This window comes from Nitrospirota bacterium (genome assembly GCA_037386965.1).
Classification (GTDB): domain Bacteria; phylum Nitrospirota; class Thermodesulfovibrionia; order Thermodesulfovibrionales; family JdFR-86; genus JARRLN01.
In genome coordinates this window covers 1-23,017 of the sequence record JARRLN010000008.1, presented here as the reverse complement: position 1 = coordinate 23,017, position 23,017 = coordinate 1, and the positions used below count along the sequence as shown (strand labels likewise).

Below are 23,017 nucleotides of genomic sequence, written 5' to 3'. Positions count from 1 at the left end.
TATCAATGCCCTAAAGTCCATGGGGTGTAAGGTATTTTCACAGCTTCAATGCAAAGACAAAAACTAACTGGTTAGTAATACGTCGCACGGGAGGGGAAAAGCAGACATGGCTTCAAAGCTCGTTATCGTGGAATCACCCGCAAAAGCGCGGACTATCAATAAGATACTGGGCAAGCAGTACGCCGTCAAGGCCTCGGTGGGCCACGTCAAGGACCTGCCGGCCAAGGTGCTCGGCGTGGAGGTAAAGGACGCCTTCCGCCCGGACTACCAGATAATCCCGGGCAAGGAGAAGGTGGTCAAGGAGCTCAAGCAGGCCGCGGCCAAAGCCCGGGACATCTATCTGGCCCCGGACCCCGACCGCGAGGGCGAGGCCATAGCCTACCACATCGCCACCGAGATAAACGGCTCCAAGGAGCACGCCATCCACCGGGTGACCTTCAACGAGATTACGGCCCGCGCGGTCAAGGAGGCCATGGAGCACCCCGGCAGGATAGACATGGACAAGGTGGAGGCCCAGCAGGCCCGGCGGGTGCTGGACCGGCTGGTGGGCTATCAGTTGAGCCCCCTTCTGTGGAAGAAGGTCCGCCGGGGATTGAGCGCGGGCCGCGTCCAATCGGTGGCCCTGCGCCTCGTCGTGGACAGGGAAAGAGAGATAGAGGCCTTCAAGCAGGAGGAGTACTGGTCCATCGTCGCCTCCCTGGCGGGACCGAAACCGCCCGCGTTCAACGCCCGCCTGCACACCCTGGAGGGCGCGGTCGTCATCAACCGCGACGCCCCGGAGGGCGAGCGGTTCCTCCTGACCAGCGCCGAGCAGGCCGAGAGAGCCGCCGGCGACCTCCGCCAGGCCGAGTACACCCTATCCGGGGTGGAGAAGAAGCTCCGGAGGCGCTCCCCTGCCGCGCCCTTCACAACCAGCACCCTTCAGCAGGAGGCCTCGCGCAAGCTGGGCTTCGCGGCCAAGAAGACCATGGTCCTGGCCCAGCAGCTTTACGAGGGCGTGGAGCTGGGGCCCGAAGGAGCGGTGGGCCTCATCACCTACATGAGGACCGATTCCGTTCGCGTGGCCGCCGAAGCGCAAGCCGGAGCGCGGAAATACATCCGGGAGAGGTTCGGCAAGGACTACCTGCCGCCCTCGCCGCCGGCCTACAAGAGCAAGGCCGGCGCCCAGGAGGCCCACGAGGCCGTCCGGCCCACCCTCATGACGAAGCCCCCGGAGGCGGTAAAACCCTACCTCTCCCGCGACCAGCAGAGGCTCTACACCCTCATCTGGAACAGGTTCATGGCCAGCCAGATGAAGCCCGCGGAGCTGGAGCAGACCACCTTCGAGATAGCCGCCCGTAACGGCGCGGCGGCCGTCTTCAGGGCAACGGGCAACGTGATGAAGTTCCCCGGGTTCATGGCCCTGTACTCCGAGGGCGCCGACCAAGCCCCGGGCGAGGAAGAGGAGGGCGCCATGCTCCCGCCCCTGGCCGAGGGAGACAGGCTCACCCTCAAGGAGCTCCTGCCCCGGCAGCACTTCACCCAGCCGCCGCCGCGCTACACCGAGGCCTCGCTGGTCAGGACCCTGGAGGAGAAGGGCATCGGCAGGCCCAGCACCTACGCCGCCATACTCTCCACCATCGCCGACCGCAAGTACGTCCACAGGGAGGACAAGCGGTTCGTGCCCACCGAGCTGGGCATGGTGGTCAACGACTACCTGGTGGAGAACTTCGCCGAGCTCCTGGATCTCGGCTTCACCGCCCGCATGGAGGACAAGCTCGACAAGATAGAGACCGGGGACTTCCGCTGGGTGGACGTGGTCAAGGACTTCTACGGCCCCTTCGAAAAGGACCTCGTCTCCGCCTCCCAGGTGCAGGGCAAGGTCAAGCCCAAGGACATCGAGACCAACGAAGTCTGCGAGAAGTGCGGCGCCCCCATGGTCATCCGCTGGGGCCGCCACGGCAGATTCCTGGCCTGCTCGGCCTACCCCGCCTGCAAGAACACCCGCCCCCTGGAAGGAGAGAAGCGGGAGGCCCCCGAGGAGAAGCCCACCGGAGAGGTCTGCCCCACCTGCGGAGCGCCCATGGTGCTCAAACGAGGGCGCTTCGGCCCTTTCATTGCCTGCTCGCGCTACCCCGAGTGCAAGACCACCAAGCCCCTCTCCACGGGGGTCAAATGCCCCGAAGACGGCGGCGACCTCATCGAGCGCCGCACCAAGAGGGGCAAGCCCTTCTGGAGCTGCTCGAACTACCCCCAGTGCAAGTTCGCCATCTGGCACAAGCCCATCCCGGAGAAATGCCCCGCTTGCGGAGCCCCCTTCATGGTCATCAAGAAAGAGCGCTCCGGCCGGGTGGTGAAAAGCTGCATCCGCAAGGAATGCGGCCACAAGGAAGAACTCAAGGAACCCGAAGCCGCCTAGGGCACCAGTGCCCATTTTAAACATCAATTGAGACGTGGTTGGGGCACCAGTGCCCCTTTCTTTAACCAGCGAAACGTCGTTGGTTCCGGAGCCGTCTCTTGAACAACACACGCGGTCCCACCGTCCCTTGAGCACCACGCTCCGATGTTAAGTCGTTCCGGGCCGCGCCCGGGGGGACCAGTCCCCTTTTCTTTAACCATCGAGACGTGGTTGGACCGTCCCTTGGGCACCACGCCCCGATGTTAAGTCGCTCCAGGCCGAGCCTGGCCGGGCCGTGCCCGGCCAGTCCCCTTTTTAAACTTCAATCGAGATGTAGTTGGTTCCGGAGCCGTCCCTTGGGCACGACATTTCGATGTCAGAACGCTCCAGGGCGCGCCCGGGTGCCTGGGATGGTGGAAAAATTTTATAATAAATGCATGGCTCCTTTTCTCATCGGCATCGGGGGCGCCCATTCGGGCGCGGGCAAGACCACGGCGGCCGAGGTCCTCCTCAGACACCTGAAGGGGTGGGGCGCCCTCAAATGCACGCCCACCCTCCTTTACACCGCCCTCACCGATGGCCGGAGCGCCCTGGCGCAGAAGGACAAGGACACCGCCCGGATGCTTGAGGCGGGGGCTCAGGAGGTCCTTTGGGTGCAGGCCACCGAGGAGGACATGGCCGAGACCCTCAGGATGTCCGTGGAGAGGCTTTCCCACCTGGAGGGCGTGGTGGTGGAGGGAAACAGCGCGATTGAGCTTTTAAAGCCCGATATCGTAATATACATGGCTGGTGAGCCGGGCAGAGGCAAAGAAAGTGCACGGGCCGTGCTCAGAGTGTCCGACATCGTCGTCCACGCCGGTGCGCCCCCCGAGGAGACGCCTTCCGGGTGCGCGCTCTTTCACCGCGACGACCGTGACGGCCTGCTGGCTCACATCGACGAGGTTTTCCATGAAAGAAGAACTGAAAGACATGCTTAGAGAGCGCGCCCGTGACGGCAGGCTCTCCTGCGCGGAGGCCATGGGCATCGCCAGGGAGCTGGGGGTCCCCCGCAAGGAGGTGGGCCAGGCCGCCAACGAGCTTTCCATAAAGATAACCGACTGCCAGCTGGGGTGCTTCTGATGAGTGTATATCCCTTCGAGCTGGCCCTGACCTTCTACTTCGCGGCCGCCCTGTTCGGCGTCATCGAGATCATCCGCGGCTCCCGCGCCACCTCCTGGCTGATGATGATATCGGCGGGCCTGGGGTTTGCAAACCACACGGTCAGCATCCTCTACCGGTACGCCGCCGCCGGGCATCTGCCCATCAGCAGCCCTCATGAGGCGGCGAGCTTCTTCGCCTGGTCCATCATGCTTCTTTTCTTCGTCCTCAGGATGCGCTACCGCATCGGGCTCATGGGCTCCTTCATCATGCCGGTGGTCTTTCTGCTGATGCTGGCCTCCTCGATGCTCTCGCGCGACATCAAGCCCCTGTCGCCCACGCTTCAGAGCTACTGGCTGTGGATACATACGTTCCTTGCCTTCACGGGCGACGCGGCCTTCGCGCTGGCCTTTGTCACGGGCATCATGTACCTGGTGCAGGAGCACTATCTGAAGTCCAAGCACATGGGGGGCCTGTTCGACCGGCTGCCGAGCATCCAGATGCTGGACTACCTGAACTACCGGCTCATCACCATCGGGTTTCCCCTGATGACGCTGGCCATCGTCACCGGGGCGCTCTGGGCCGACTCGGCCTGGGGCAGCTACTGGAGATGGGACCCGCGGGAGGTGTGGTCGCTCATCATCTGGTTCCTTTACGCCATCATCCTGCACGCCCGGCTGGTGGCCGGCTGGCGGGGCAGGCGCGCCTCGGTGCTCTCCATACTGGGCTTCCTGGTCATCGTGGGGGCGTTTTTCGGCATCAAGTTCTTCCATAAGGGGTTGCACATCTTCCCATGAGGCTTCTGGTCGTGGGCCTGAACCACAAGAGCGCCGCCGTGGAGGTGAGGGAGAAGCTCGCCTTCGACGGCCCGAAGCTCCAGGACGGGCTCACGGCCCTGTGCTCCCTGCCGGAGGTGCAGGAGGCCCTGGTGCTGTCCACCTGCAACCGGGTGGAGATGTACATAAGCACCCGGGAGCCCGAGCTGGCCGCCCGGTCCGTCGAGGCCTTCTGCGCGAGCTTCCACGGCATAGACCCCTCCCTGCTCGAGGGCGCCCTGTACGTGAAGACCGACCAGGAGGCCGTCCGCCACGCCTTCCGGGTGGCGGCCAGCCTGGACAGCATGGTGGTGGGGGAGCCCCAGATTCTGGGGCAGATGAAGGACGCCTTCGAGTTCGCCCTCTCCAGGAAGGCCACCGGGGTCTTCCTGAACAAGCTCATGAAGAAATCCATATCCGTGGCCAAGCGCATCCGCACCGAGACGGCCATTGCAGAGAACGCCGTCAGCATCAGCTTCGCCGCCGTGGAGCTGGCCAGAAAGATATTCCGTGACCTGAACGAACACGCCGTCATGCTCCTGGGCGCGGGGGAGATGGCCGAGCTTGCCGCCAAGCATCTCCAGAGCACCGGCATCAGGGAGCTCATCGTGGCCAACCGCACCTACGAGCGGGGGGTGGAGCTGGCCCGGGAAATGAACGGCAGGCCGGTACATTTCGAGAGCTTCCTCGACGAAATGCTCGGGACCGACATCGTCATCTGCTCCACCGGCGCTCCCACCTACGTGATTACCCGGCCCGACATGCACGCCCTCATGAAGGAGCGCAAGCAGAAGCCCGTCTTCGTCATCGACATCTCGGTCCCGCGCAACGTCGACCCCGGGATAAACGACCTGCCCAACGTCTACCTCTATGACGTGGACGACCTGCAAGGGGTCGTGGACACCAACGTCAAGGAGCGCGAGAAGGAGGCCCAAAAGGCCGAGGGCATCGTCGAGGAGGAGATAGAGACTTTCCGGCGCTGGCAGGCGTCGCTGGATTCCGTCCCCACCATCAAGGCCCTGAGGGAGCACGCCGAGGGGATAAAGAGGCAGGAGCTGGAGCGGGCCCTGAACAAGATGGGCGGCCTGGGCGAAAAGGAGAGAAAGGCCGTGGAGGCCCTGGCCTCGGCCATCGTCAACAAGCTCATCCATCCGCCCACCGCGGCCCTCAAGGAAGACGCCGAGGACAAGGACATCCTCATCGCCACCATCAAGCGCCTCTACACGCTCAACGACAAAGGCGGGGACTAGGGACCCGTCCCCGGGGACCAGTCCCCCTTTTAAATCATCCGGGAGGCTGTACGACATGGGTACTTCAATGAGAAGCGAGGTCCGAGAGTGAAAGACAAGGTCGTTATCGCCACGCGGGGGAGCAAGCTCGCCCTCTGGCAGGCCGAGTGGGTTCGCTCGCTCATTGCCGGCGCAAACCCGTCCCTGGCCGTGGAGCTCCTGAAGATAAAGACCACCGGGGACAAGATACTGGACGTCCCCCTGGCCAAGGTGGGCGGCAAGGGCCTCTTCGTCAAGGAGATAGAGGAGGCCCTGCTCAGGGGCGAGGCGGACCTTGCCGTGCACAGCATGAAGGACGTGCCCACCTACCTGCCCGAGGGCCTTCACCTGGGGGCCATCCTTCATAGGGAGGACCCGCGCGACGCCCTGATAAGCACCAAGGGGACCTTCAAGGAGCTTCCCCGGGGGGCCACCGTGGGGACGTCGAGCCTCCGGCGCTCCTCGCAGCTTGCCAACGCCCGCGGGGACCTCGAAATCGTCTCCCTCCGGGGCAACCTGGACACCAGGCTCCGGAAACTGGAGGAGGGGCAGTTCGACGCCATCGTGCTGGCCGCCGCCGGGGTGAAGCGCCTGGGGTTCGAGGACCGCATCACCGAGGTCCTGGAGCCCTCGGTCTCGCTGCCGGCCATAGCCCAGGGGGCCGTGGGCATAGAGTGCCGGAAGGACGATGCCTTCGTAAACGGGCTTATCGCCCCGCTGGCCCACGAGGAGACCACTGTCTGCGTGACGGCGGAGCGCGCGGCCCTCATCAGACTGGAAGGGGGCTGCCAGGTGCCCATCGCCGCCCATGCATACCTGGCAGACGGGAGGCTCGTCATGGACGGGCTGGTGGGCAGCGTCTCGGGCGACACCATCATCCGGGCGCACCGGGAGGGAGCGGCCGCGGAGGCCGCCGCCCTGGGGACCGCCCTTGCCGAGGAGCTTCTGGGGATGGGGGCGAACCGCATACTGGCCGAGATCTACGGAAAGGAGCCGCCGCTGAACGGCGAGCTGTCAAGCTAGAGGGTGTTCCGCTTTCTCATCCTGAGCATCGTAACCGGTGTTGCGGGCGCCCTCATTGCCGAACGCAAGGGCAGAAACACCGCCCTATGGGGTGCGCTGTGCTTTCTCTTCCCCATTCTGGTCCTTCTGGTCCTGGTGCTTCCGTCCACCGTCTCCAGGGGCAGGACGAAGAAATGCCCCTATTGTGCCGAAATCATCAAGGAGGAGGCCCAGGTCTGCAAGCACTGCGGGCGGGAGCTTCCCATCGAGATGGTGGAGTGCCCCGGTTGCGGAAAGTACGTGCCCCGCGGGGAGAACTGCCCGGAGTGCGGCCATTCCCTTCCCCGGTAAGGAAGCGGAAAACTTGACAGAATTTTCCGCAACCACCTATACTTTTTTCATGCCTTGGGAAACGAAGGAACTTTACGAGCGCGCCAGCGACCTCTTCGAGAAGAACAACTACATCGAAGCCGAAGGCATCCTCAAGGAGGTCGCCCGGCAGAAACCCCGGTATGCCGACGTCCTGAACAAGCTCGGCGTCATCGCGCACCTGGACGGCCGGCTCGAGGAGGCGTGCGAGTACTTCGAGCGGGCCCTCAACGTCAACCCCGGCTATACGGAGGCCGCCCTGAACCTCACCATCACCCTCAACGAGATGGGGGCCACCGACCGGGCCTACGAGGTCTTCATGACCCTGGTGAAGGACGCCCCCCGGCAGAACGGCTACAGGGACTGCTACGCCGCCGGGAAGCTGGCCAACGAGCATTACAGGCTGGGCAACATCTACTACTCCATGGGCTCCTTCGACGAGGCCATAGAGGAGTACCGGAAGGCCCTCGCCCGGCGGCCCGGCCTGACCGACATCCACACCCGCCTGGGGATGGCCCTCAGGGAGAAGGGCCTCTTTGACGACGCCATCACCGAGCTGACCAAGGCCAAGCAGGCAAACCCCGTCTACGGGCAGGCCCGGGTGCAGCTTGGCCTGACGTACTATCTGAAGGGCCACATGGGCCTGGCCTTCGCGGAGTGGGAGCAGGCGGCGGGGCAGGACCCGGAGCTCAAGGAAGCAAGGACCTTCCTGCACATCCTCCGGCGGGGGGGCTGACCCAGGGAGTGTCCGTCCTCGAAATCAACGGCCTGAACATTTCCTTCCACTCCGCCCAGGGCGTGGTCGAGGTCGTCAAGGACCTGTCGCTTTCCCTGAAAAAGGGGACCGTCTTCGGCCTTGCGGGGGAGAGCGGCTGCGGCAAGAGCCTTACGGCCCTGGCCGTCATGGGCATCCTGCCCCCGGGGATGCAGGCCACCGGGGAGGTCGCCTACGGCGGGAGAAACCTCCTCGGCCTCAAGGACGCCGAGCTCCGGCGCATTCGCGGGTGCGAGATATCCATGATATTCCAGGAGCCCATGACCTCCCTGAACCCGGTGCTCCGGGTGGGCTACCAGATAGAGGAGGTCATCAGGACACACCTGAAAGTGGGCCGCAAGGAGGCCGAGAAGATAGCCCGGGGCATCCTCCGCGCGGTGCACATCCCCTCCCCGGAAGTCCGTATGCGGGAGTATCCCCACCAGATGTCCGGCGGGATGAGGCAGCGGGTCATGATGGCCATGGCCATCGCATGCAGCCCCGCCGTGCTCATCGCGGACGAGCCCACCACGGCCCTGGACGTCACCATCCAGGCCCAGCTGCTCCGGATGCTCAGGGAGCTGGTCGACGAAAAGCATATGGCCCTTCTGCTCATCACGCACGACCTGGGCATCATCGCCGAGAACGCCGAAACGGTGGCCGTCATGTACGCCGGGCGCCTGGTGGAGACCGCACCGTCGGCGATGCTCTTCGAGAGACCGGCCCATCCCTACACGGTGGGTCTTCTCCGCTCCCTGCCCAGCGCCCGGGGCGTGGAGCTCCGGCCCATCCCGGGAACGGTGCCCCGGCCGGGACACCTTCCTCCCGGCTGCACGTTCTCCGACCGGTGTCCCTGCGTGGTTGACGCCTGCCACGACCGGGAGCCCGAGCTCCTGGAGGTACGCCCGGAGCAGCGGGCCCGGTGCATACGCTCCGAGGAGATACTCCGCGGAGATGCCCGAGTGCACGTGCCGATGCAGGAATTGAGATGAAAAGCAAGTTGTTGCAAGGTTTCAATGTGAAGATGAAAACTGACTGGTCAGTGCCATGAGTGAGACGGGGACCGGGGAAGCCCTTGAGAGAAGGCCCGCCGGGGCAGGCACGGCTGTGCCCCTCCTTGAGGTGCGCGGCCTGGCCAAGCATTTCCCTTTCAGGCGGGGAGCCTTCGCCCGCCGGGAGCACCTGAGGGCCGTGGACGGGGTGAGCTTCACCCTGGGGCGCGACAGGGTCTTCTCCCTGGTGGGGGAGAGCGGCTGCGGGAAGTCCACCGTGGCGAGGCTGGTGCTCAGGCTTCTGGAGCCCACCGGGGGAGAGGTGCTCTTCAAGGGCAGGAACATCTCCGCCCTCCACGGGGAGGAGCTCAAGAGGTTCCGCCGGGGGGCGCAGATAATCTTTCAGGACCCCTTTGCGTCCCTGAACCCCCGCAGGACGGTCTTTGACACCGTGGCCGAGCCGATGCGCATCCATGCCCTGGCACCCCCGGAGGAGCTGCGCGACAGGGTGACCGCGCTCCTTGAGAAGGTGGGTCTGCAGGACGTCATGGACCGCTATCCCCACGAGTTCAGCGGCGGGCAGCGGCAAAGGATATGCATCGCCCGGGCCCTGGCCGTCTCACCCGAGCTCATCGTGGCCGACGAGCCCCTCTCGGCCCTGGACGTCTCCATCCAGGCCCAGATCATGAACCTCCTGATGGACCTCCGGCGGGAGTCCGGCATATCCTACCTGTTCATAAGCCACGACCTGCACGTGGTGGAGTACCTGAGCGACGAGGTGGCCGTGATGTACCTGGGCAAGATAGTGGAGCAGGCCCCCGCGGATGAGCTCTTCCGGGAGCCCCGCCACCCTTATACCGTGGTGCTTCTGAGCTCGGCCCCGTCGCTAAAGCCGACCGGGCGCGAGAAGGTCATCCTCACCGGCGAGGTCCCCAGCCCGCTGAACGTGCCGCCGGGCTGCCCCTTTCACCCCCGGTGCCCCAGGCGGTTCGAGCCCTGCGACAGGGTCGTGCCCCGGCTGGCCGCGGAGAGCGGACGGCCCGTTGCCTGCCACCTGTGGAACACACCGAGACTGGAAACTGGAGACTAGAGAGGAAACTAGTCCGGCCCCACCCTCGCTCTCTCTCCCCTCAAAAGGAAAAGAACGTTTATGACGCACCAAGCCCCCGGTAGATAAAAAAGACTTTTCCTTACCAGGAGGGTACGTAAAGGGGATGCCAAATCCCCATACATGTTTTTGGGGGGATACACAAGGGGGACGCAAGTCCCCCTTGTGAGCGGCGCGAGTCCCCCTTACGAGCGCTATCGAATGCCCACCTCGCCCAGCCCCTTGAGCGAGACGTTCACAAGGACCGTGAAGTCGTCCGGGGGGCGGCGCACATAGGCCACCCTGGCCCCCCAGCACTGGCTCAGGTAGCCCAGGGAAGCCCATATCTCTTCGAACCCCCCTTCCTCCTTGTCGTCGTACCGCAGCCCGGCGGCCACATCCAGCGCCCGGGTAAGGGGCCGGCTCATCCGAAGCGTGTAGGTGGAGACGTCGGCCCGGGCATCGAAGCTCTGCCCGGCCGTAAGCCTCAGGAGGCGGTAAGAGAAGGAAAGCGCGGAGTTCACCGCGGCCACCCGCCCTTCCTCCTGGTCGTACGTGCCCGAGACCGCGGCATAAAAGGGCCGCCGGAGGACGACCTCCAGGAGCAGGGGAAGAAAGTGAGCGTTCCCGTCGCCAAAGTCGTAGCCCTGCTCAACCCGGGCCGTCAGGTACTCCCCGCCCTCTCCGTAAAGGCGGTTCAGGAGCGTGAGGGCCACGACCGACTCGTCCCGGACCTGTTCCCTCAGGTCGAAAAATGGGGCGGTGTCCCCTTCGGTAAGCACATACCGGTAGGTCAGGGCGGGCTCCAGGGAATGCCGGTATCCGCCCACCGGCCGGATGAACGCGCCCTCCAGGGCGGCCTGGTAGGTGAAGACCTCGCTGTGCAGCGAGTCCTCTCCGGGGGCTCGGGCCAGGTCGTACAGGGTTTCCCGGACCTCCACGCTCTGCGTAAGGGCGGGCACACGCCCAAGCGTATGAAGGGTCCTCAGGCGGAGGTCGTACCGCTGTCCGCGCGCCCCCAGGTCCCGGTCGAAACGCACCCCGTCGGCATCCCCCATGAACAGGAGAGGGCCCACCCGCGTGGGCGTGAGGAAGGCGCCCGCCTCCGGGAGGCTCTGCACCACCGTGTCGTCATCCACGCCCTCCTTGAGGTCCTGCCGGAAGCGGCCCAGGAGGAAGAGGCGGGCCGGGCCCGCCCAGGCCCAGAGCCTGGCGGTGGATTCCGTAAAGCGCGTGGCGCTTTGCTCCAGGTAGGGCTCGTAGATGCGGAGGTACTGGTCGTGGCTTATCACCCGGAGGTCCAGGATGCCTCCGGCGTTTCGGCTCCTCTGCCGGTGGAAGGCCTGCCACTCGGAGAAGACCTCGTCCCGCTCGCTGTCGTCCAGGGCGCGCACATAGAGCCTGCCTTCCGTCTTGGGACCCTCCACGTAGCGGTACTCCACCGAACCGCCCAGGGCCCGGCGGCTGTAGTAGTCGACGGTGAAGGTGGCGTCCCGGTTATCGGCCATGGCCCAGAAGAAGGGCTGGCTATAGAAAAACCCGGTGAGGTCCCGGTAGCCCGCCGTGGGCATGAGCAGGCCGGTCCTTCGCTCCCTGATGATGGGGACGTTGAGGTAGGGGGTGTAAAGGACGGGGACGCCCTTTATGCGGAAGGTGGCGTGGGTGGCCTTGAGCCACTCCCCCAGGAGGATGTTCACCTTCCTGCCCCGCAGGCACCAGTCGGGGGAGCCTTCCCCCCCTGCGGCCCCGTCCCCCTCACAGGTGGTGGCCGATGCCCGGCGGAGGGTGTAGCGGTCGGGGGCGACGCGCCGCACCTCCTCGCCCTTGACGTGGAAGCCCTCTTCCTTGATGTAGATGCTGGCATCGTGGAGGGTGCCGGTGCGGGTGACGAGGTTCAGTTCCGCCCGCCGGGCCTGGATGCTTACCTGGGGGTCCTCGTAGGTGACCCCGCCGGTGGCCTCCACGTCCCCGGTGAGGCGGTTATAGAGGGCGCGCTCCGTCCTGATGACCGCTCCTTCCCTCTTAAGCACCACCGAGCCCTCGAAGAGATAGGCCTCACCCATCCCGGTCATGGAGTCGGCGGTGATTTGCACCTTCGCCCCCCGGGCGGGGGCTGTCAGAAGGAGAAGAAACCCGGCCAGCAGAATGAAAATCTTTCTCAGACCGGCTTGTGCCATTCCCTCAGGCGTGAGAGTGTGCCCCGCGTCCCCAGGGTCTCCATGGCCTCGCCGATGGTGTAGAAGGAGCCGGTGACGAGCACCGGGTCCCCACCCTGCCGGGCGGCCTGGAGGGCCTCTCCTACGGAGGGCGCCGCCTCGGAGGCAAAGCCCAGGGAGGCCGCCGCTTCCCGAAGCGCCCGGGGCTCGGCCGACCGCCCGAAGGCGGGGGCGGCGAAGATGACCCTGCTTGCCAGGGGCAAAAGGGGCCCCAGTATCCCCTTTATGTCCTTGTCGGCCATGACCCCCGCAAGCAGGGTGAGGCGCTCGCCGGCACGGAGAAAGCCCTCCCTCAGCGCCTCTGCCAGGGCGCGCGCGGCATCGGGGTTGTGGGCCCCGTCGATAAGCACCGGGGGGTCTTCGCCCACGACCTGAAGCCGCCCGGGCCACCTCAGGGAGGCCAGGGCCGCCCTTATCAGGCCGGCAAGCTCCCCTTTCTCGGGGGCCAGGAGCTCGAAGGCCCGGATGGCCAGCGAGGCGTTCAGGGCCTGGTAGTCCCCGGCCAGGGGGAGAAAGACGTCGGCCACCCGGCGAGAATCGCTCCGGTACTCGAAGGCAAGCCCGCCTGTGGTCCGCGCCTTTATGCCAGCCTGGAAATCCTTTCCCGCAACATGGAGAGGGGCTTCCCTCGAGAGAGCCGCCTCCCGGATGACGGCCATCTCCGCCGTGCCGTGCGGTGCCGTGACCACGGGCACCCCGGGCTTGATGATGCCCGCCTTCTCCCGGGCGATGTCCTCGGGCCTTTCCCCCAGAAACTCCCGGTGATCCATCCCCAGGGTGGTGATGATGGTAAGAGCGGGCGCAAGGACGTTGGTGGCATCCAGCCTGCCCCCGAGCCCCGTCTCCACCACGGCCCAGTCCACCCCGGCCCGGGCGAAGTGGAGAAAACCCATCACCGTGACCACCTCGAAGAAGGTCGGCGTAAGCCCCCCCGACCGCCCCCGGACCTCCCGGGCCAGGGAGACCACCTCGGCCTCGGTTATCTCCACGCCGTCCACCGTCATTCGCTCGGTGAAACTCACCAGGTGGGGCGAGGTGAAAAGCCCCACCCGGGCGCCGCCTTGCTTGAGCATGGCCGCCAGGCAGGCGGCAGTGGAGCCCTTGCCGTTGGTCCCGGCGATGTGGACCGAGCGGAACCGCCTCTGGGGGTTGCCGAAGCGGGCCAGAAGCTCGGTGGTGTTGTGCAGGCCGAGCTTGGTCCCGTGCCGCCCCAGGGCATAGAGGTACTGGATGGTGTCGGTGTAGCCCATACAGGAGAGATTTTACATCATGCCATGTCCCCCTGTCATAAGCGCGCCGAGGAGGGGGCTTGGGAGGCTACCGGGCGACGGCCTCTTTGGCGGGGGGCGGGGCGAGGTGGCCGATAAGGATGGCCAGGGTCTTTTTCATGTCCCTGCGCTGCACGATGGCGTCGATGAGCCCGTGGGACAGGAGGAACTCCGCCCGCTGGAAGTCCTGGGGAAGCTGCTGCTTGATGGTCTGCTCGATGACCCGGGGACCGGCAAACCCGATGAGGCTCCGGGGCTCGGCCAGGATGACGTCGCCGAGCATGGCGAAGCTGGCCGTCACGCCGCCGAAGGTGGGGTCCGCGATGACCGAGATGTAAGGGACCCCGGCGTCCTTGAGCCTGCCGATGGCCGCCGAGACCTTGGACATCTGCATGAGGGAGAGGATGCCCTCCTGCATCCGGGCCCCGCCGGAGGAGGAGACGGCCACCAGGGGCGTCCTCTCTGAAAGGGCCAGCTCCGCGGCCCGCACGAGCTTCTCGCCCACCGCCGAGCCCATGCTGCCGCCCATGAAGGAGAAGTCCATGACGACCAGCACCACCGGGTTGCCCTTGATGCGGGCCTTCCCCGAGATGACCGCCTCCCTCAGGCCGCTTCTGGCCTGGCTCTCGGTTACGCGCTCGGGGTAGGGCTTCTGGTCCTTGAACTGAAGCGGGTCCGCGGAAGTCACCCCCCGGTCCAGCTCCTCGAAGCTCCCGTCATCGGCCAGGTACTTCAAACGCAGCCCGGCGTTTATGCGGAAGTGGTACCGGCACTTGGGGCAGACCTGGAAGTTCCGGTCTATCTCCTTCCGGTAGATGATCTCCTTGCACCCGTCGCACTTGACCCAGAGGCCCTCGGGTATCTTGACCTGCTTCTTCGGCCCCCCCTGCTTCGTCTTCTTGAACCAGGCCGACATATCCCCTATACCTCGAACACCTCCCCGTCCCTCAGGACGTGGAGGTTCTTCATGCGGAGAAAGCGAAGCTCCCGTGCGACGGCGTCATGGTACTGGGGCTTGACGTGCGAGATGAGAATCTGCTCCGGAACCCGATGCATTTTCCTGATTTCCTCCCCCAGAAGAGCGGGCGTGAGGTGCCCCGCCCGAAGGGCCAGCTTCCGCATCCTGTTGGGAAGCGAACACTCTATGATAGCACAGTGGATGCCCCGGGCGGTCTCCTTCCAGAGCGTCTCCGTGGGGCCGGTATCCCCGGTGTAAAGAAGCCGTCTGCCCCGCCTGTCCTCAAGCACGTAGCCCGCGGCAGGCACCGCGTGGTCCACCCGGTGGGCCCACACCCGATAACCCCCCACCTCGAAGGGACGGCCCGCACGCACGGCATCCAGGGAGAAGACAGGATGGGCTGGTTTTTCCGTGAGGTCGGGCCAGACCCTGTCGTTCAGAATGTTGGTCGCGAGCGCCCGGAGCACGGGCGGGAGCGCCCGCACGGAGACCGCGCACGTCCTGCCCCGGAGGGCCAGGTTGTCCCCGAAGAAGGCCAGCGCCCTCAGGTGGTCCAGGTGCGGGTGGGTCAGGAGGACGGCGCGTATCTTCCGCTGCTCCTTTTCCGTGAGAACGCCCCCTATGGTCCCTGCGTCAAGCAGGACGGTGCCGTCCACGAGGAACGCCGGCAGATGCCTGCCGGGCATGTCGCTGCCTGAAGCTCCCAGAACGCGAACCTCCACGCCGTCGCCTTCCTTTCCCTCAGATGGCCTCTCTGAGGGAGGTGAGGAACTCTTCGAGGCCGGAGTCGGGAACACCAGTGTCCGGGGCGACGGTGCCCTGGGCACTGGTGCCCTGGGCACTGGTGTCCTGGGCGATGCGCTTGACGATGGCGCTTCCCACGATGACCCCGTCGGCCATGGCGGCCACCTGGCGGGCCTCCTCGGGGGTGGAGACCCCGAAGCCCAGGGCCACGGGTTTGCCCGACATCTCCCTGAGGGCCCGGATGCTCTCCCCGGCCTCCCCGGCCAGGGCGAGCCTGGCCCCCGTGATGCCGGTTATGGATACGTAGTACAGAAACCCGGAGGAGGCCCGGGCTATCTTCTTCCTTCTCTCCTCCGTGGAGGTGGGCGCCACCAGAAATATGGTGTCCACGCCGTGGGCCCTGGCCAGTTTCCGGTACTCCCCGGCCTCCTCCGGCGGAAGGTCCGGCACGATGACCCCGTCCACGCCGGCCTCCGAGGCGTCGCGCATGAAGGCCTCCAGGCCGTAGCGGAAGACCGGGTTGAAGTACGTCATCAGGACCAGGGGAATCTGCGTCTTCCGGCGGATGTCGGAGACGAAGCGGATGACCTTCCGAAGCGAGACGCCCCCCTTCAGGGCCCGCTCCGCCGCCCGCTGGATGACCGGCCCGTCGGCCAGGGGGTCGGAGAAGGGAACGCCCAGCTCCACGATGTCGGCCCCGTGCCTCTCCAGAAGACCGATGAGCTCCCCGGTGCGCTCAAGCGAGGGGTCCCCCGCCATGATGTAGGGGATGAAGGCCTTTCGGCCCTTCCGCTTGAGCTTTTTGAATGTCTTTCCGATGCGCGTCATGCTGACCAGTTGCTCTTCACTTTGGCTGAGTCATTTGGTTTCCCGTGCCGGGCTTCGGGCGCTCAGACCTCCGCCCCCCGCAGCCGGGCCACGTGCTCCACGTCCTTGTCGCCCCTGCCCGAGAGGTTCACCACCATGATGGCGTTCGGCATCGCGGGGGCGAGCTTCGCGGCCTCGGCCAGGGCGTGGGCGCTCTCCAGGGCGGGTATGATGCCCTCGGTGCGGGATAGGAGGTCGAAGGCGCTCAGGGCCTCCTCGTCCGTGGCGTAGGTGTAGCGCACCCGGCCCACTTCCCTGAGATGGGCGTGCTCCGGCCCCACGGAAGCGTAGTCCAGCCCCGCCGAGACCGAATGGGTGGTAAGGACGTTTCCCACCTCGTCCTGAAGGAGATAGCTCTTACAGCCCTGAAAAACACCCACGTCCCCGCCGGCAAAACGGGCGGCATGCCTGCCGGAGGCGATGCCCTGCCCTCCGGCCTCCACGCCCACCATCCGGACGTCGTCCTTGAGGAACTCGTGGAAAAGGCCCATGGCGTTGCTTCCCCCGCCCACGCAGGCCACCAGCACGTCGGGCAGCCTTCCTTCGGCCCTCAATATCTGCTTGCGCGCCTCACGGCCTATGACCGATTGAAAGTCCTTCACCATGGAGGGGAAGGGATGGGGGCCGAAGACGGTCCCCAGGACGTAGTGGGTGGTGCGGACGTTGGTCGTCCAGTCGCGCAGGGCCTCGTTGATGGCGTCCTTGAGGGTGCGGGAGCCCAGGCTCACCTCCCTCACCGTGGCCCCGAGAAGGCGCATCCGGTAGACGTTCAGGGCCTGCCGGCGCATGTCCTCGCTGCCCATGTAGACCTCGCAGGCCAGGCCCGCCAGGGCGGCACCCGTGGCGGTGGCCACGCCGTGCTGCCCCGCCCCGGTCTCGGCGATGAGGCGCTCCTTGCCCATCCTGCGGGCCAGAAGGGCCTGTCCCACGGCGTTGTTTATCTTGTGGGCGCCGGTGTGGGCCAGGTCCTCGCGTTTGAGGTAGATGCGCGCTCCCCCGAGCTTCGCGGTCAGGCGGGAGGCGAAGTAAAGGGGGGTGGGCCGACCCACATAGGTGCGCCGAAGCTCATCGAGCTCCCGCCGGAAGGAAGCATCCCTCCTCAAGCGCGACCAGGCGCCCTCCAGCTCCTCCAGGGCGGGCATGAGGGTCTCCGGCGCGTACCGGCCGCCGAAGGCCCCGAAGTATCCCTTCAAAAGCGCATCTCCCGGCCGCAGTTGCAGTTGCGCCCGTGGGTGCAGCCCTCCTGGGAGTCAAGCGCCAGCGAGGCCGGGATGAACTCCCCGCAGCGGCACTCCCATCCCTCCGCGGTGCGCTGCTCTTCGTCCAGCTCCCGTCCGCAGATGGGGCAGTGCAGGATGCTCTCCCGGGGGGCGTTTTTCCGCTCGTCGTTTTCCATATCCAATTATTATATCAGACTATTATCGGGTCCCGGGCGCGTCCCGTCACAATTCCGTTGACAACGCCCCTGCTTCTTAATACAATGCTAATCTAGTGACATTCAAACCCCGAGGTGTGCATATGTCCGCTGAAGCAAAACGTCCCCGTTCCGCCAGAAGGGCAAAGAAGGAAACGCCGAAGACGACCAGGGACCCCATGAAGGCCACGGCCCCAGCCCCCGAGACGGCTTCGAAAGCCCCGGAAACTGCTGCCAAAGCCCCCGGGACACCTCCCAAGGCCCCCGAGACGACTCCGGGAGCCCCTGAAGCCGCTCCCAAAGCCCCCCCGGCAGCGGCCGCCAAGGCAAAGAAGGCGGCCCCGAAGGAAGCCCGGGCCAAAGGGCCTTCCCGCGAGGCCCCGGCATCGCCCCACGTGTGCAAGTCCACGGACTACGCGGCCAAGAAGAAGTACCTGAAGAGCAAGCCGGAGTGTCAGGTGACCTTCGTCCTGCCCAAGGATGCCGCCCCCAAGGCCCGTAAAGTGGTCCTCGTGGGAGACTTCAACGACTGGGACATGAAAGGCATTCCCCTGAAGGCCAGCAAGGACTCTTTCAAGGTGACCGTCAAGCTGCCGTCCAACGGCGCCTACCGCTACCGTTACCTCATCGACGGCTCCCGGTGGGAGAACGACTGGTGCGCCGACCGCTACGAGCCGAACCAGTTCGGCTCGGACGACTCCGTCGTCGTCACCTGAGGCGGCCAGCCGGCGCCTGGAGACGGGAGGGACACCGTTCCCTGTGTGTCGGGACGGCACGCCACGGGAGAAGGCACCTTTTCACCCTCATCCCGTAGAATATCCGGGTGGGGCATCTCGTTCGGGGCACGAAAGACTTCTTTTCCCGGCACAGGAAGTACATGCCCGTGGTTTTCTTCCTGGCCGGATTCCTGTGGGACAGTCTTACCCTCACCCGGATAGACAACCTTGTCGATAACCTCGTCCTCCTTGCATACCTGCTTTTGCTGGGCGGGCTCATCGTCATCACAAACCTTACCTCCGGAGGGCGGCTGAACCGTCCCCTTCTGGAGCGCCACAGGCGGTGGTATCCCCTGGGCATCCAGTTCTTTCTGGGCGGGCTCCTGAGCAGCTACGTGGTCTTTTACTTTCAGAGCGCCTCCATGGGACGGACCTCCCTGTTTCTCATCATCCTGGTCCTGCTTCTCGTCGCCAACGAGTTTCTGGAGAATAGGCTTGAGAACCTGCCCCTTCAGATGTCGCTGTACTTCCTGGCCACGAGCAGCTTCCTCGTCTTCTTCATCCCCGTGGTCTTCAAGGCAATGAACCATGGGACCTTTGTTCTGAGCACCCTCTTCGGCCTTCTCGTCACGGGCGCGCTCATGCGCTCCTTCGTCAGAAGGGGCGTCTTCAAGGGACGAGGTGAGTTCGCCTTCACGGGGGCCCTGGTAGGAGGGCTCTTCGTTATGCTGAACGTCTTTTATGTGATGAACTGGATACCTCCGGTGCCCCTCTCCCTCAAGGACATGGGCGTTTATCACAGTGTAGAGCGGATGGACGGCCGTTATCGCCTGACGTATCAGAAGCCCCCCTGGTACAGGTTCTGGGCGAGAGACGACGAGCCCTTCGTCTATGCCCCGGGCGACAGAGTGTATTGCTTTACCGCCGTCTTCGCCCCTGTGGGATTGACCAAGGACATCTATCACCTGTGGCAGACCTACAGCCCGAGGAAGAAACAATGGGTGACCACCGACCGGCTGCCCTTTGAGATCTCGGGCGGAAGGGGGAAGGGTTACAGGGGCTATACCTTCAAGCAGTACGCCGCCCCAGGCAGGTGGAGGGTGGAGGTCCGGACCGGGGGCGGCCTGCTCGTGGGCTACGTGGTCTTCGACGTCATAGCCGCCGGCGATGCAAAGAGGTCGTGGACGACTGCGGTCAAATGACGTGGGCTGCTGGTAGCTGGCTAGTGGCAGCCGGCTACTGGTAGCCCAGCTACTGGTAGGCGGACTTGTCGCCGATGTCGTAGGCCAGGGGCATGAAGAGCTTCCGGGCGAGGAAGTACAGGTACATGCCGGTGATGACGAACAGCCCGTAGGACGCGCCCCTCGTGCCCACCTGCCCGGTGGACAGCACCAGGAGGAAAAGGGGCATGACGATTGCCAGGAGATATCCCTCCGGGAGCTGAAAGCAGAAGGCCTCCTTGGCCGTGGCAAACCCCAGGCAGAAAGAGACGGGCAGGAGGAGAAGCAGGCCCTGGGGATGGGCGGCGATGTACAGAGCGGGGTCGCCCCCGCCCAGAGCAAGCAGAAGGCCCAGGGCGGCCAGGGCCGCGGCGTAGCAGGCCATCAGCAGGCGCTTGAGCTTGCCGATGTAAAGATGAATGAAGAAAACGCTCAGGGCGGCGGAGCCGTAAACCCCGTAAAGGAGCAGGTTATAGGGGACCTGTTCTCCGAGGTTCATGAGGAAGGCCGCCGCGGCGATGATGAGGGCCGCCAGGACGATGCCCGCCCGGTAGAGCACTACGGTCAGCCTGTCCCCCGGGGTAAGGGGCTGATAAATGACCCGCTCTCCCATGACCCTATGTTACCAGAACCTATCCCAAAATTGATTTCGAAGCGAAAGAGAGAAGAAATGGCGGCAGACAAGGAGGGAAGGGGAAATCGCCCAGAGGCGCAGCAGCGCTGCGTTGAGGACGATTTCCCCTTCAGGACGCCGTATGACGCCATTTGGGCCTCTTGCAGCCGGAAGCGATTTTGAGATAGGTTCCAGAGCCGGAGAGGAGCGTGCACGATGGTGGCGGCGGGGCAAAGGTGATAGACTTTCTTCATGGACGGCAACAAGGAAGCGGGGCACCGCGCCCTGGTGCTCGGGGCCACGGGGTTTCTCGGCAGAAGGCTTCTCCCGGAGCTTCTCTCCCGGGGCATACCCGTGCGGGCCATGGTGCGGCAGCCGGGGAAAATCGAGCCGGGCTTGCGCGAGCGCATGGAAGTCGTCCAGGGGGACGCCCTGGATGAAGAGGACCTTGCCCGGGCCCTCACGGGCATGACCGCGGCGTTCTATCTCATCCACTCCATGGGCGGACGGAGCATCGCCCGCAACAGGGTCTATGCCGAGACGGACCGGCGCATCGCGGAGACCTTCATGCGGGCGGCCCGGCGGACGGGCCTCGGGCGCGTCATCTACGTGGGGGCGCTGGGGGAGACCGGCCCGGGGCTTTCCGAGCACCTGAGGAGCCGCGCCGAGGTGGCCCGGATACTCTCCTCCGGGGGCCCCCGGGCGACGGTCCTCCGGGCGGCCATCGTCATCGGGGCGGGGGGCGCCTCCTTCGAAATGCTCCGCTACCTGACGGAGCGGCTCCCCGTGATGGTCTGCCCCAAGTGGATAGACACCCGCATCCAGCCCATCGCCGTGAGGGACGTGCTTGAGTACATGATAGGCTGCCTCCTCGCCCCCGAGACCGCCGGAGAGAGCTTTGACGTCTGCGGCCCCGAGGTGCTCACCTACCGGGAGATGATACAGCAGTACGCCGCGGCCCGCGGCCTGGCCAGGAGAGTCATCTTCCGGGTGCCCCTCCTTACGCCCCTCCTTTCGGCCTACTGGGTGGACCTCGTCACCCCCGTTGCCTCGGGCATCGCCCATCCCCTCATCGAGGGCCTCAAAAGCGAGGTCGTCTGCCGGGACAGCCGCATCGATAAATACGTGCCCGTAAAGAAGACCCCTTTCCACGAGGCGGTGCGCATCGCTTTCTCTGAGGAGACCTCGGGCCCCGGGGTGACGGGCTTTTAGAGGCATGGTCATCGAGGAGTCAATGGCAATCCACGCCTCGCGCGAGCGCGTCTGGGAGGCCCTCATCGACCTTTCCTGCTGGAACGAGTGGAGCACCACCGTCACGGACGTCGAGGCGGAGGGCTCCCCCCGGATGAAAAAGGGAAAGCGCTTCGCCTACTGCATCCGGCCCTTCGTCTTCCCCATAAACGTGAGGCCCCGGGTGGAGGAGGTGGTCCCCGGCCGGAGGGTCGCCTGGTCGGCGCGCGTTTACGGCGTGTATGCTCTTCATGAGTTCTTCTTCGACGAGGTGCCCGGGGGCGTGGTGCTCACCAGCCGGGAGACCCTGAGGGGCGGGCCGGTCCGCATGCTCCTGGGAGCGCTGGGGGAGGAGCGGCTGCGCCACCTCGTGAAGGCGATGCTCAAGGAGCTGAAACAGTGGGCGGAGGCGGGACGGTGAGCGCGGAAGGAGCCCCTCGCGTGGGGGTCTGCACCTGCCTCCTCGGCGAGAAGGTGCGCTTTGACGGCGGGGACAGGCTGGACCGCTACGTCACGGGCACCCTAGCGCAGCACGTGGCCTGGGTGCCCGTCTGTCCCGAGACCGAATCGGGTCTTTCGGTCCCGCGGGAGCCCATGCGCCAGGTGGGCGACCCCGACGCTCCCCTTCTCCTGGGATGGGAAACGGACACGGATTTTACGGAAAGGCTCTCCGCCTGGTCGGCAGGGAAGGTCGCGGAGCTGGAGGGGACAGGCCTGTCGGGCTTCGTCCTCAAGACCCGCTCGCCGAGCTGCGGCCTTCGAGGGGTGAAGGTCTATCCCCCCGGAGGCGGAGTGCCCGGCACGCGGGGGGTGGGCATCTTCGCTCGCGCCCTCATGGACGGGCTCGGCAGCCTCCCGGTCATAGACGAGGAGCTTCTCGGGGACATCCACCTGAGGGATAACTGGCTCACCCGGCTCTTCGTCCGGAGGCGCTGGCTCGAGATGCTCAGGGAAGGGGGCTCCCTGCACGCCCTGGTGGAGTTTCACGGCAGGCACAAGCTCCTCCTCATGGCCCACAGCCCCGAGCGCTGCCGGGAGCTGGGACGCCTGGTGGCCCGCGGCAAGGAGCACCTGAGGGAGGAGCTTCTTCGCCTTTATATCGACGCCCTCATGGACGCCTTGCACCAGTTGGCCACGCGGCGGAAGAACGTCAACGTCCTGTACCACGCCATGGGGTACTTCAAGAAGGACCTGAAACCGGATGAGAAGATGGAGCTTCTGGAGCTCATGAGCGCCTACCACCTGGGGAAGACCCCGCTTCTTTCCCCCCTCACCCTCATAAACCACTACGCCCGCACTTTCGGGGTGGAGTATCTTCAAAAACAGGTCTACCTGAACCCCGACCCCGCGGAGGCCGCCCTCCGCTTCGGCCCCTGACTGGCCAGCCAGTGGCCAGTCACTTTTCTAATCGGAGGGCGCGATGAGGCCCAGCTCCCGGAGCGCCTGCTTGACGGCCCCGAGGGGGAGGCCCACCACGTTGAGGAAATCCCCCTGGACGCCCTCGACCAGGGCCGCCCCCCTCTCCTGGATGCCGTAGGCCCCGGCCTTGTCCAGGGGCTCCCCGCTTCTGACGTATTCCTCGATGTCCTCCCCGGAGAGGGGCCTGAACCGGACCGTGCTTTCCACGGAGCGGACTATCTCCCTGCCCCCCGGGACCACCACGGCAAACCCCGTTATGACCGTGTGCGCCCTTCCCGAGAGGGCCCGGAGCATCCGGCGGGCCTCGCCGGGGTCTGCGGGCTTCCCCAGGACGGCGCCCTGCAGGACGACCAGGGTGTCGGCGGCCAGGACGGCCGCCTGCGGACGGCGGGCGGCCACCTCGCGGGCCTTGCCCCGGGCGATGTGCCGGGCCAGCTCCGCCGGGGGAAGCGGCAGGGAGAGGTCCTCGGCGTACCTGCTCTCAAGGACGGCGAAGGGAATGCCCGCCTCCTCCAGGATGCGCCTCCGGCGGGGAGAGGCCGAAGCAAGGA

The 23,017-nt window shown here is 65.6% G+C and carries 24 protein-coding genes; 15 read left to right on the top strand and 9 right to left on the bottom strand.

Annotation, left to right across the window (positions count from 1 at the left end):
- The first annotated feature begins 106 nt into the window (after positions 1-106).
- From topA to P8Y39_02215, 10 genes are all read left to right on the top strand, one after another.
- Positions 107-2,398 carry a type I DNA topoisomerase gene (gene topA, locus P8Y39_02260; protein ID MEJ2191161.1) on the top strand — a complete coding sequence of 764 codons (2,292 nt, stop codon included), beginning with the start codon at positions 107-109 and terminating at the stop codon, positions 2,396-2,398.
- Between the two features lie 416 nt (positions 2,399-2,814).
- On the top strand, positions 2,815-3,354 hold the full coding sequence (locus P8Y39_02255) for a hypothetical protein (protein MEJ2191160.1): 540 nt from the start codon (positions 2,815-2,817) through the stop codon (positions 3,352-3,354).
- A complete protein-coding gene (locus tag P8Y39_02250) occupies positions 3,347-3,496 on the top strand; it encodes a hypothetical protein (GenBank protein ID MEJ2191159.1) in 150 nt (49 codons plus the stop codon). The genes P8Y39_02255 and P8Y39_02250 overlap by 8 nt, the downstream gene beginning before the upstream one ends.
- Complete coding sequence (ccsB, locus tag P8Y39_02245; GenBank protein ID MEJ2191158.1) at positions 3,496-4,311, top strand: c-type cytochrome biogenesis protein CcsB; 816 nt, start codon at positions 3,496-3,498, stop codon at positions 4,309-4,311. The genes P8Y39_02250 and ccsB overlap by 1 nt, the downstream gene beginning before the upstream one ends.
- A complete protein-coding gene (hemA, locus tag P8Y39_02240) occupies positions 4,308-5,579 on the top strand; it encodes a glutamyl-tRNA reductase (GenBank protein ID MEJ2191157.1) in 1,272 nt (423 codons plus the stop codon). The genes ccsB and hemA overlap by 4 nt, the downstream gene beginning before the upstream one ends.
- Positions 5,580-5,666: 87 nt before the next feature.
- Entirely contained in the window at positions 5,667-6,620 is a 954-nt protein-coding gene (gene hemC, locus P8Y39_02235) for a hydroxymethylbilane synthase (protein ID MEJ2191156.1), read from the top strand.
- Between the two features lie 3 nt (positions 6,621-6,623).
- Complete coding sequence (locus P8Y39_02230; protein ID MEJ2191155.1) at positions 6,624-6,950, top strand: zinc ribbon domain-containing protein; 327 nt, start codon at positions 6,624-6,626, stop codon at positions 6,948-6,950.
- 49 nt (positions 6,951-6,999) lie between these two features.
- Complete coding sequence (locus P8Y39_02225) at positions 7,000-7,704, top strand: tetratricopeptide repeat protein (GenBank protein MEJ2191154.1); 705 nt, start codon at positions 7,000-7,002, stop codon at positions 7,702-7,704.
- A gap of 8 nt (positions 7,705-7,712) precedes the next feature.
- Positions 7,713-8,714 carry an ABC transporter ATP-binding protein gene (locus tag P8Y39_02220; GenBank protein ID MEJ2191153.1) on the top strand — a complete coding sequence of 334 codons (1,002 nt, stop codon included), beginning with the start codon at positions 7,713-7,715 and terminating at the stop codon, positions 8,712-8,714.
- A 55-nt stretch (positions 8,715-8,769) separates the two neighbouring features.
- Complete coding sequence (locus P8Y39_02215) at positions 8,770-9,804, top strand: ATP-binding cassette domain-containing protein (GenBank protein ID MEJ2191152.1); 1,035 nt, start codon at positions 8,770-8,772, stop codon at positions 9,802-9,804.
- 212 nt (positions 9,805-10,016) lie between these two features.
- On the opposite strand, the gene lptD is transcribed toward P8Y39_02215, so the two are convergent.
- The 7 genes from lptD to P8Y39_02180 all read right to left on the bottom strand — a co-directional run bounded on the left by lptD (position 10,017) and on the right by P8Y39_02180 (position 17,250).
- Positions 10,017-11,978 carry an LPS assembly protein LptD gene (lptD, locus tag P8Y39_02210; GenBank protein ID MEJ2191151.1) on the bottom strand — a complete coding sequence of 654 codons (1,962 nt, stop codon included), beginning with the start codon at positions 11,976-11,978 and terminating at the stop codon, positions 10,017-10,019.
- Positions 11,960-13,267, bottom strand: a complete 1,308-nt coding sequence (locus tag P8Y39_02205) for a bifunctional folylpolyglutamate synthase/dihydrofolate synthase (GenBank protein MEJ2191150.1) — start codon at positions 13,265-13,267, stop codon at positions 11,960-11,962. The genes lptD and P8Y39_02205 overlap by 19 nt, the downstream gene beginning before the upstream one ends.
- 67 nt (positions 13,268-13,334) lie before the next feature.
- On the bottom strand, positions 13,335-14,201 hold the full coding sequence (accD, locus tag P8Y39_02200) for an acetyl-CoA carboxylase, carboxyltransferase subunit beta (GenBank protein ID MEJ2191149.1): 867 nt from the start codon (positions 14,199-14,201) through the stop codon (positions 13,335-13,337).
- Between the two features lie 5 nt (positions 14,202-14,206).
- Complete coding sequence (locus P8Y39_02195; protein ID MEJ2191148.1) at positions 14,207-14,965, bottom strand: 3',5'-cyclic-nucleotide phosphodiesterase; 759 nt, start codon at positions 14,963-14,965, stop codon at positions 14,207-14,209.
- Positions 14,966-14,984: 19 nt separating this feature from the next.
- Positions 14,985-15,815 carry a tryptophan synthase subunit alpha gene (gene trpA, locus P8Y39_02190; GenBank protein ID MEJ2191147.1) on the bottom strand — a complete coding sequence of 277 codons (831 nt, stop codon included), beginning with the start codon at positions 15,813-15,815 and terminating at the stop codon, positions 14,985-14,987.
- 62 nt (positions 15,816-15,877) lie between these two features.
- On the bottom strand, positions 15,878-17,047 hold the full coding sequence (gene trpB, locus P8Y39_02185) for a tryptophan synthase subunit beta (protein MEJ2191146.1): 1,170 nt from the start codon (positions 17,045-17,047) through the stop codon (positions 15,878-15,880).
- Positions 17,044-17,250, bottom strand: a complete 207-nt coding sequence (locus P8Y39_02180; GenBank protein ID MEJ2191145.1) for a hypothetical protein — start codon at positions 17,248-17,250, stop codon at positions 17,044-17,046. The genes trpB and P8Y39_02180 overlap by 4 nt, the downstream gene beginning before the upstream one ends.
- A gap of 413 nt (positions 17,251-17,663) precedes the next feature.
- On the opposite strand from P8Y39_02180, the gene P8Y39_02175 reads away from it, so the two are divergent.
- Positions 17,664-17,984 (top strand): isoamylase early set domain-containing protein, encoded by a 321-nt coding sequence (locus tag P8Y39_02175; GenBank protein MEJ2191144.1) that lies wholly within the window; start codon positions 17,664-17,666, stop codon positions 17,982-17,984.
- 107 nt (positions 17,985-18,091) lie between these two features.
- Positions 18,092-19,186, top strand: coding sequence for a DUF2914 domain-containing protein (locus tag P8Y39_02170; GenBank protein ID MEJ2191143.1), 1,095 nt, complete (start codon positions 18,092-18,094; stop codon positions 19,184-19,186).
- A gap of 49 nt (positions 19,187-19,235) precedes the next feature.
- On the opposite strand, the gene P8Y39_02165 is transcribed toward P8Y39_02170, so the two are convergent.
- Positions 19,236-19,817: a DUF2301 domain-containing membrane protein gene (locus tag P8Y39_02165; protein ID MEJ2191142.1), complete on the bottom strand. Its 582-nt coding sequence runs from the start codon at positions 19,815-19,817 to the stop codon at positions 19,236-19,238.
- A 252-nt stretch (positions 19,818-20,069) separates the two neighbouring features.
- Here P8Y39_02165 and P8Y39_02160 point away from each other — a divergent pair, with 252 nt between their 5' ends.
- Genes P8Y39_02160 through P8Y39_02150 form a run of 3 tightly spaced genes read left to right on the top strand, consistent with a single transcriptional unit; the run spans position 20,070 to position 22,424 of the window.
- Complete coding sequence (locus tag P8Y39_02160) at positions 20,070-21,029, top strand: NAD(P)H-binding protein (protein MEJ2191141.1); 960 nt, start codon at positions 20,070-20,072, stop codon at positions 21,027-21,029.
- Positions 21,030-21,033: 4 nt separating this feature from the next.
- Entirely contained in the window at positions 21,034-21,468 is a 435-nt protein-coding gene (locus P8Y39_02155) for an SRPBCC domain-containing protein (GenBank protein ID MEJ2191140.1), read from the top strand.
- The gene (locus tag P8Y39_02150) at positions 21,465-22,424 is read left to right on the top strand and encodes a DUF523 and DUF1722 domain-containing protein (GenBank protein MEJ2191139.1); all 960 of its coding nucleotides are present in this window, start codon (positions 21,465-21,467) and stop codon (positions 22,422-22,424) included. The genes P8Y39_02155 and P8Y39_02150 overlap by 4 nt, the downstream gene beginning before the upstream one ends.
- Before the next feature lie 27 nt (positions 22,425-22,451).
- Here the strand turns inward: P8Y39_02150 and P8Y39_02145 are convergent.
- Positions 22,452-23,017, bottom strand: a 566-nt coding sequence (locus P8Y39_02145; protein MEJ2191138.1) for a Maf family protein, incomplete at its 5' end; no start/stop codon positions are given.

Bases quoted from the DNA above. Each gene is read 5' to 3' on its own strand.
- topA (MEJ2191161.1), top strand. From the start codon at position 107: ATGGCTTCAAAGCTCGTTATCGTGGAATCACCCGCAAAAGCGCGGACT.
- P8Y39_02255 (MEJ2191160.1), top strand. From the start codon at position 2,815: ATGGCTCCTTTTCTCATCGGCATCGGGGGCGCCCATTCGGGCGCGGGC.
- P8Y39_02250 (MEJ2191159.1), top strand. From the start codon at position 3,347: ATGCTTAGAGAGCGCGCCCGTGACGGCAGGCTCTCCTGCGCGGAGGCC.
- ccsB (MEJ2191158.1), top strand. From the start codon at position 3,496: ATGAGTGTATATCCCTTCGAGCTGGCCCTGACCTTCTACTTCGCGGCC.
- hemA (MEJ2191157.1), top strand. From the start codon at position 4,308: ATGAGGCTTCTGGTCGTGGGCCTGAACCACAAGAGCGCCGCCGTGGAG.
- P8Y39_02225 (MEJ2191154.1), top strand. From the start codon at position 7,000: ATGCCTTGGGAAACGAAGGAACTTTACGAGCGCGCCAGCGACCTCTTC.
- P8Y39_02215 (MEJ2191152.1), top strand. From the start codon at position 8,770: ATGAGTGAGACGGGGACCGGGGAAGCCCTTGAGAGAAGGCCCGCCGGG.
- lptD (MEJ2191151.1), bottom strand. From the start codon at position 11,978: ATGGCACAAGCCGGTCTGAGAAAGATTTTCATTCTGCTGGCCGGGTTT.
- P8Y39_02205 (MEJ2191150.1), bottom strand. From the start codon at position 13,267: ATGGGCTACACCGACACCATCCAGTACCTCTATGCCCTGGGGCGGCAC.
- accD (MEJ2191149.1), bottom strand. From the start codon at position 14,201: ATGTCGGCCTGGTTCAAGAAGACGAAGCAGGGGGGGCCGAAGAAGCAG.
- trpA (MEJ2191147.1), bottom strand. From the start codon at position 15,815: ATGACGCGCATCGGAAAGACATTCAAAAAGCTCAAGCGGAAGGGCCGA.
- P8Y39_02180 (MEJ2191145.1), bottom strand. From the start codon at position 17,250: ATGGAAAACGACGAGCGGAAAAACGCCCCCCGGGAGAGCATCCTGCAC.
- P8Y39_02165 (MEJ2191142.1), bottom strand. From the start codon at position 19,817: ATGGGAGAGCGGGTCATTTATCAGCCCCTTACCCCGGGGGACAGGCTG.
- P8Y39_02160 (MEJ2191141.1), top strand. From the start codon at position 20,070: ATGGACGGCAACAAGGAAGCGGGGCACCGCGCCCTGGTGCTCGGGGCC.
- P8Y39_02155 (MEJ2191140.1), top strand. From the start codon at position 21,034: ATGGTCATCGAGGAGTCAATGGCAATCCACGCCTCGCGCGAGCGCGTC.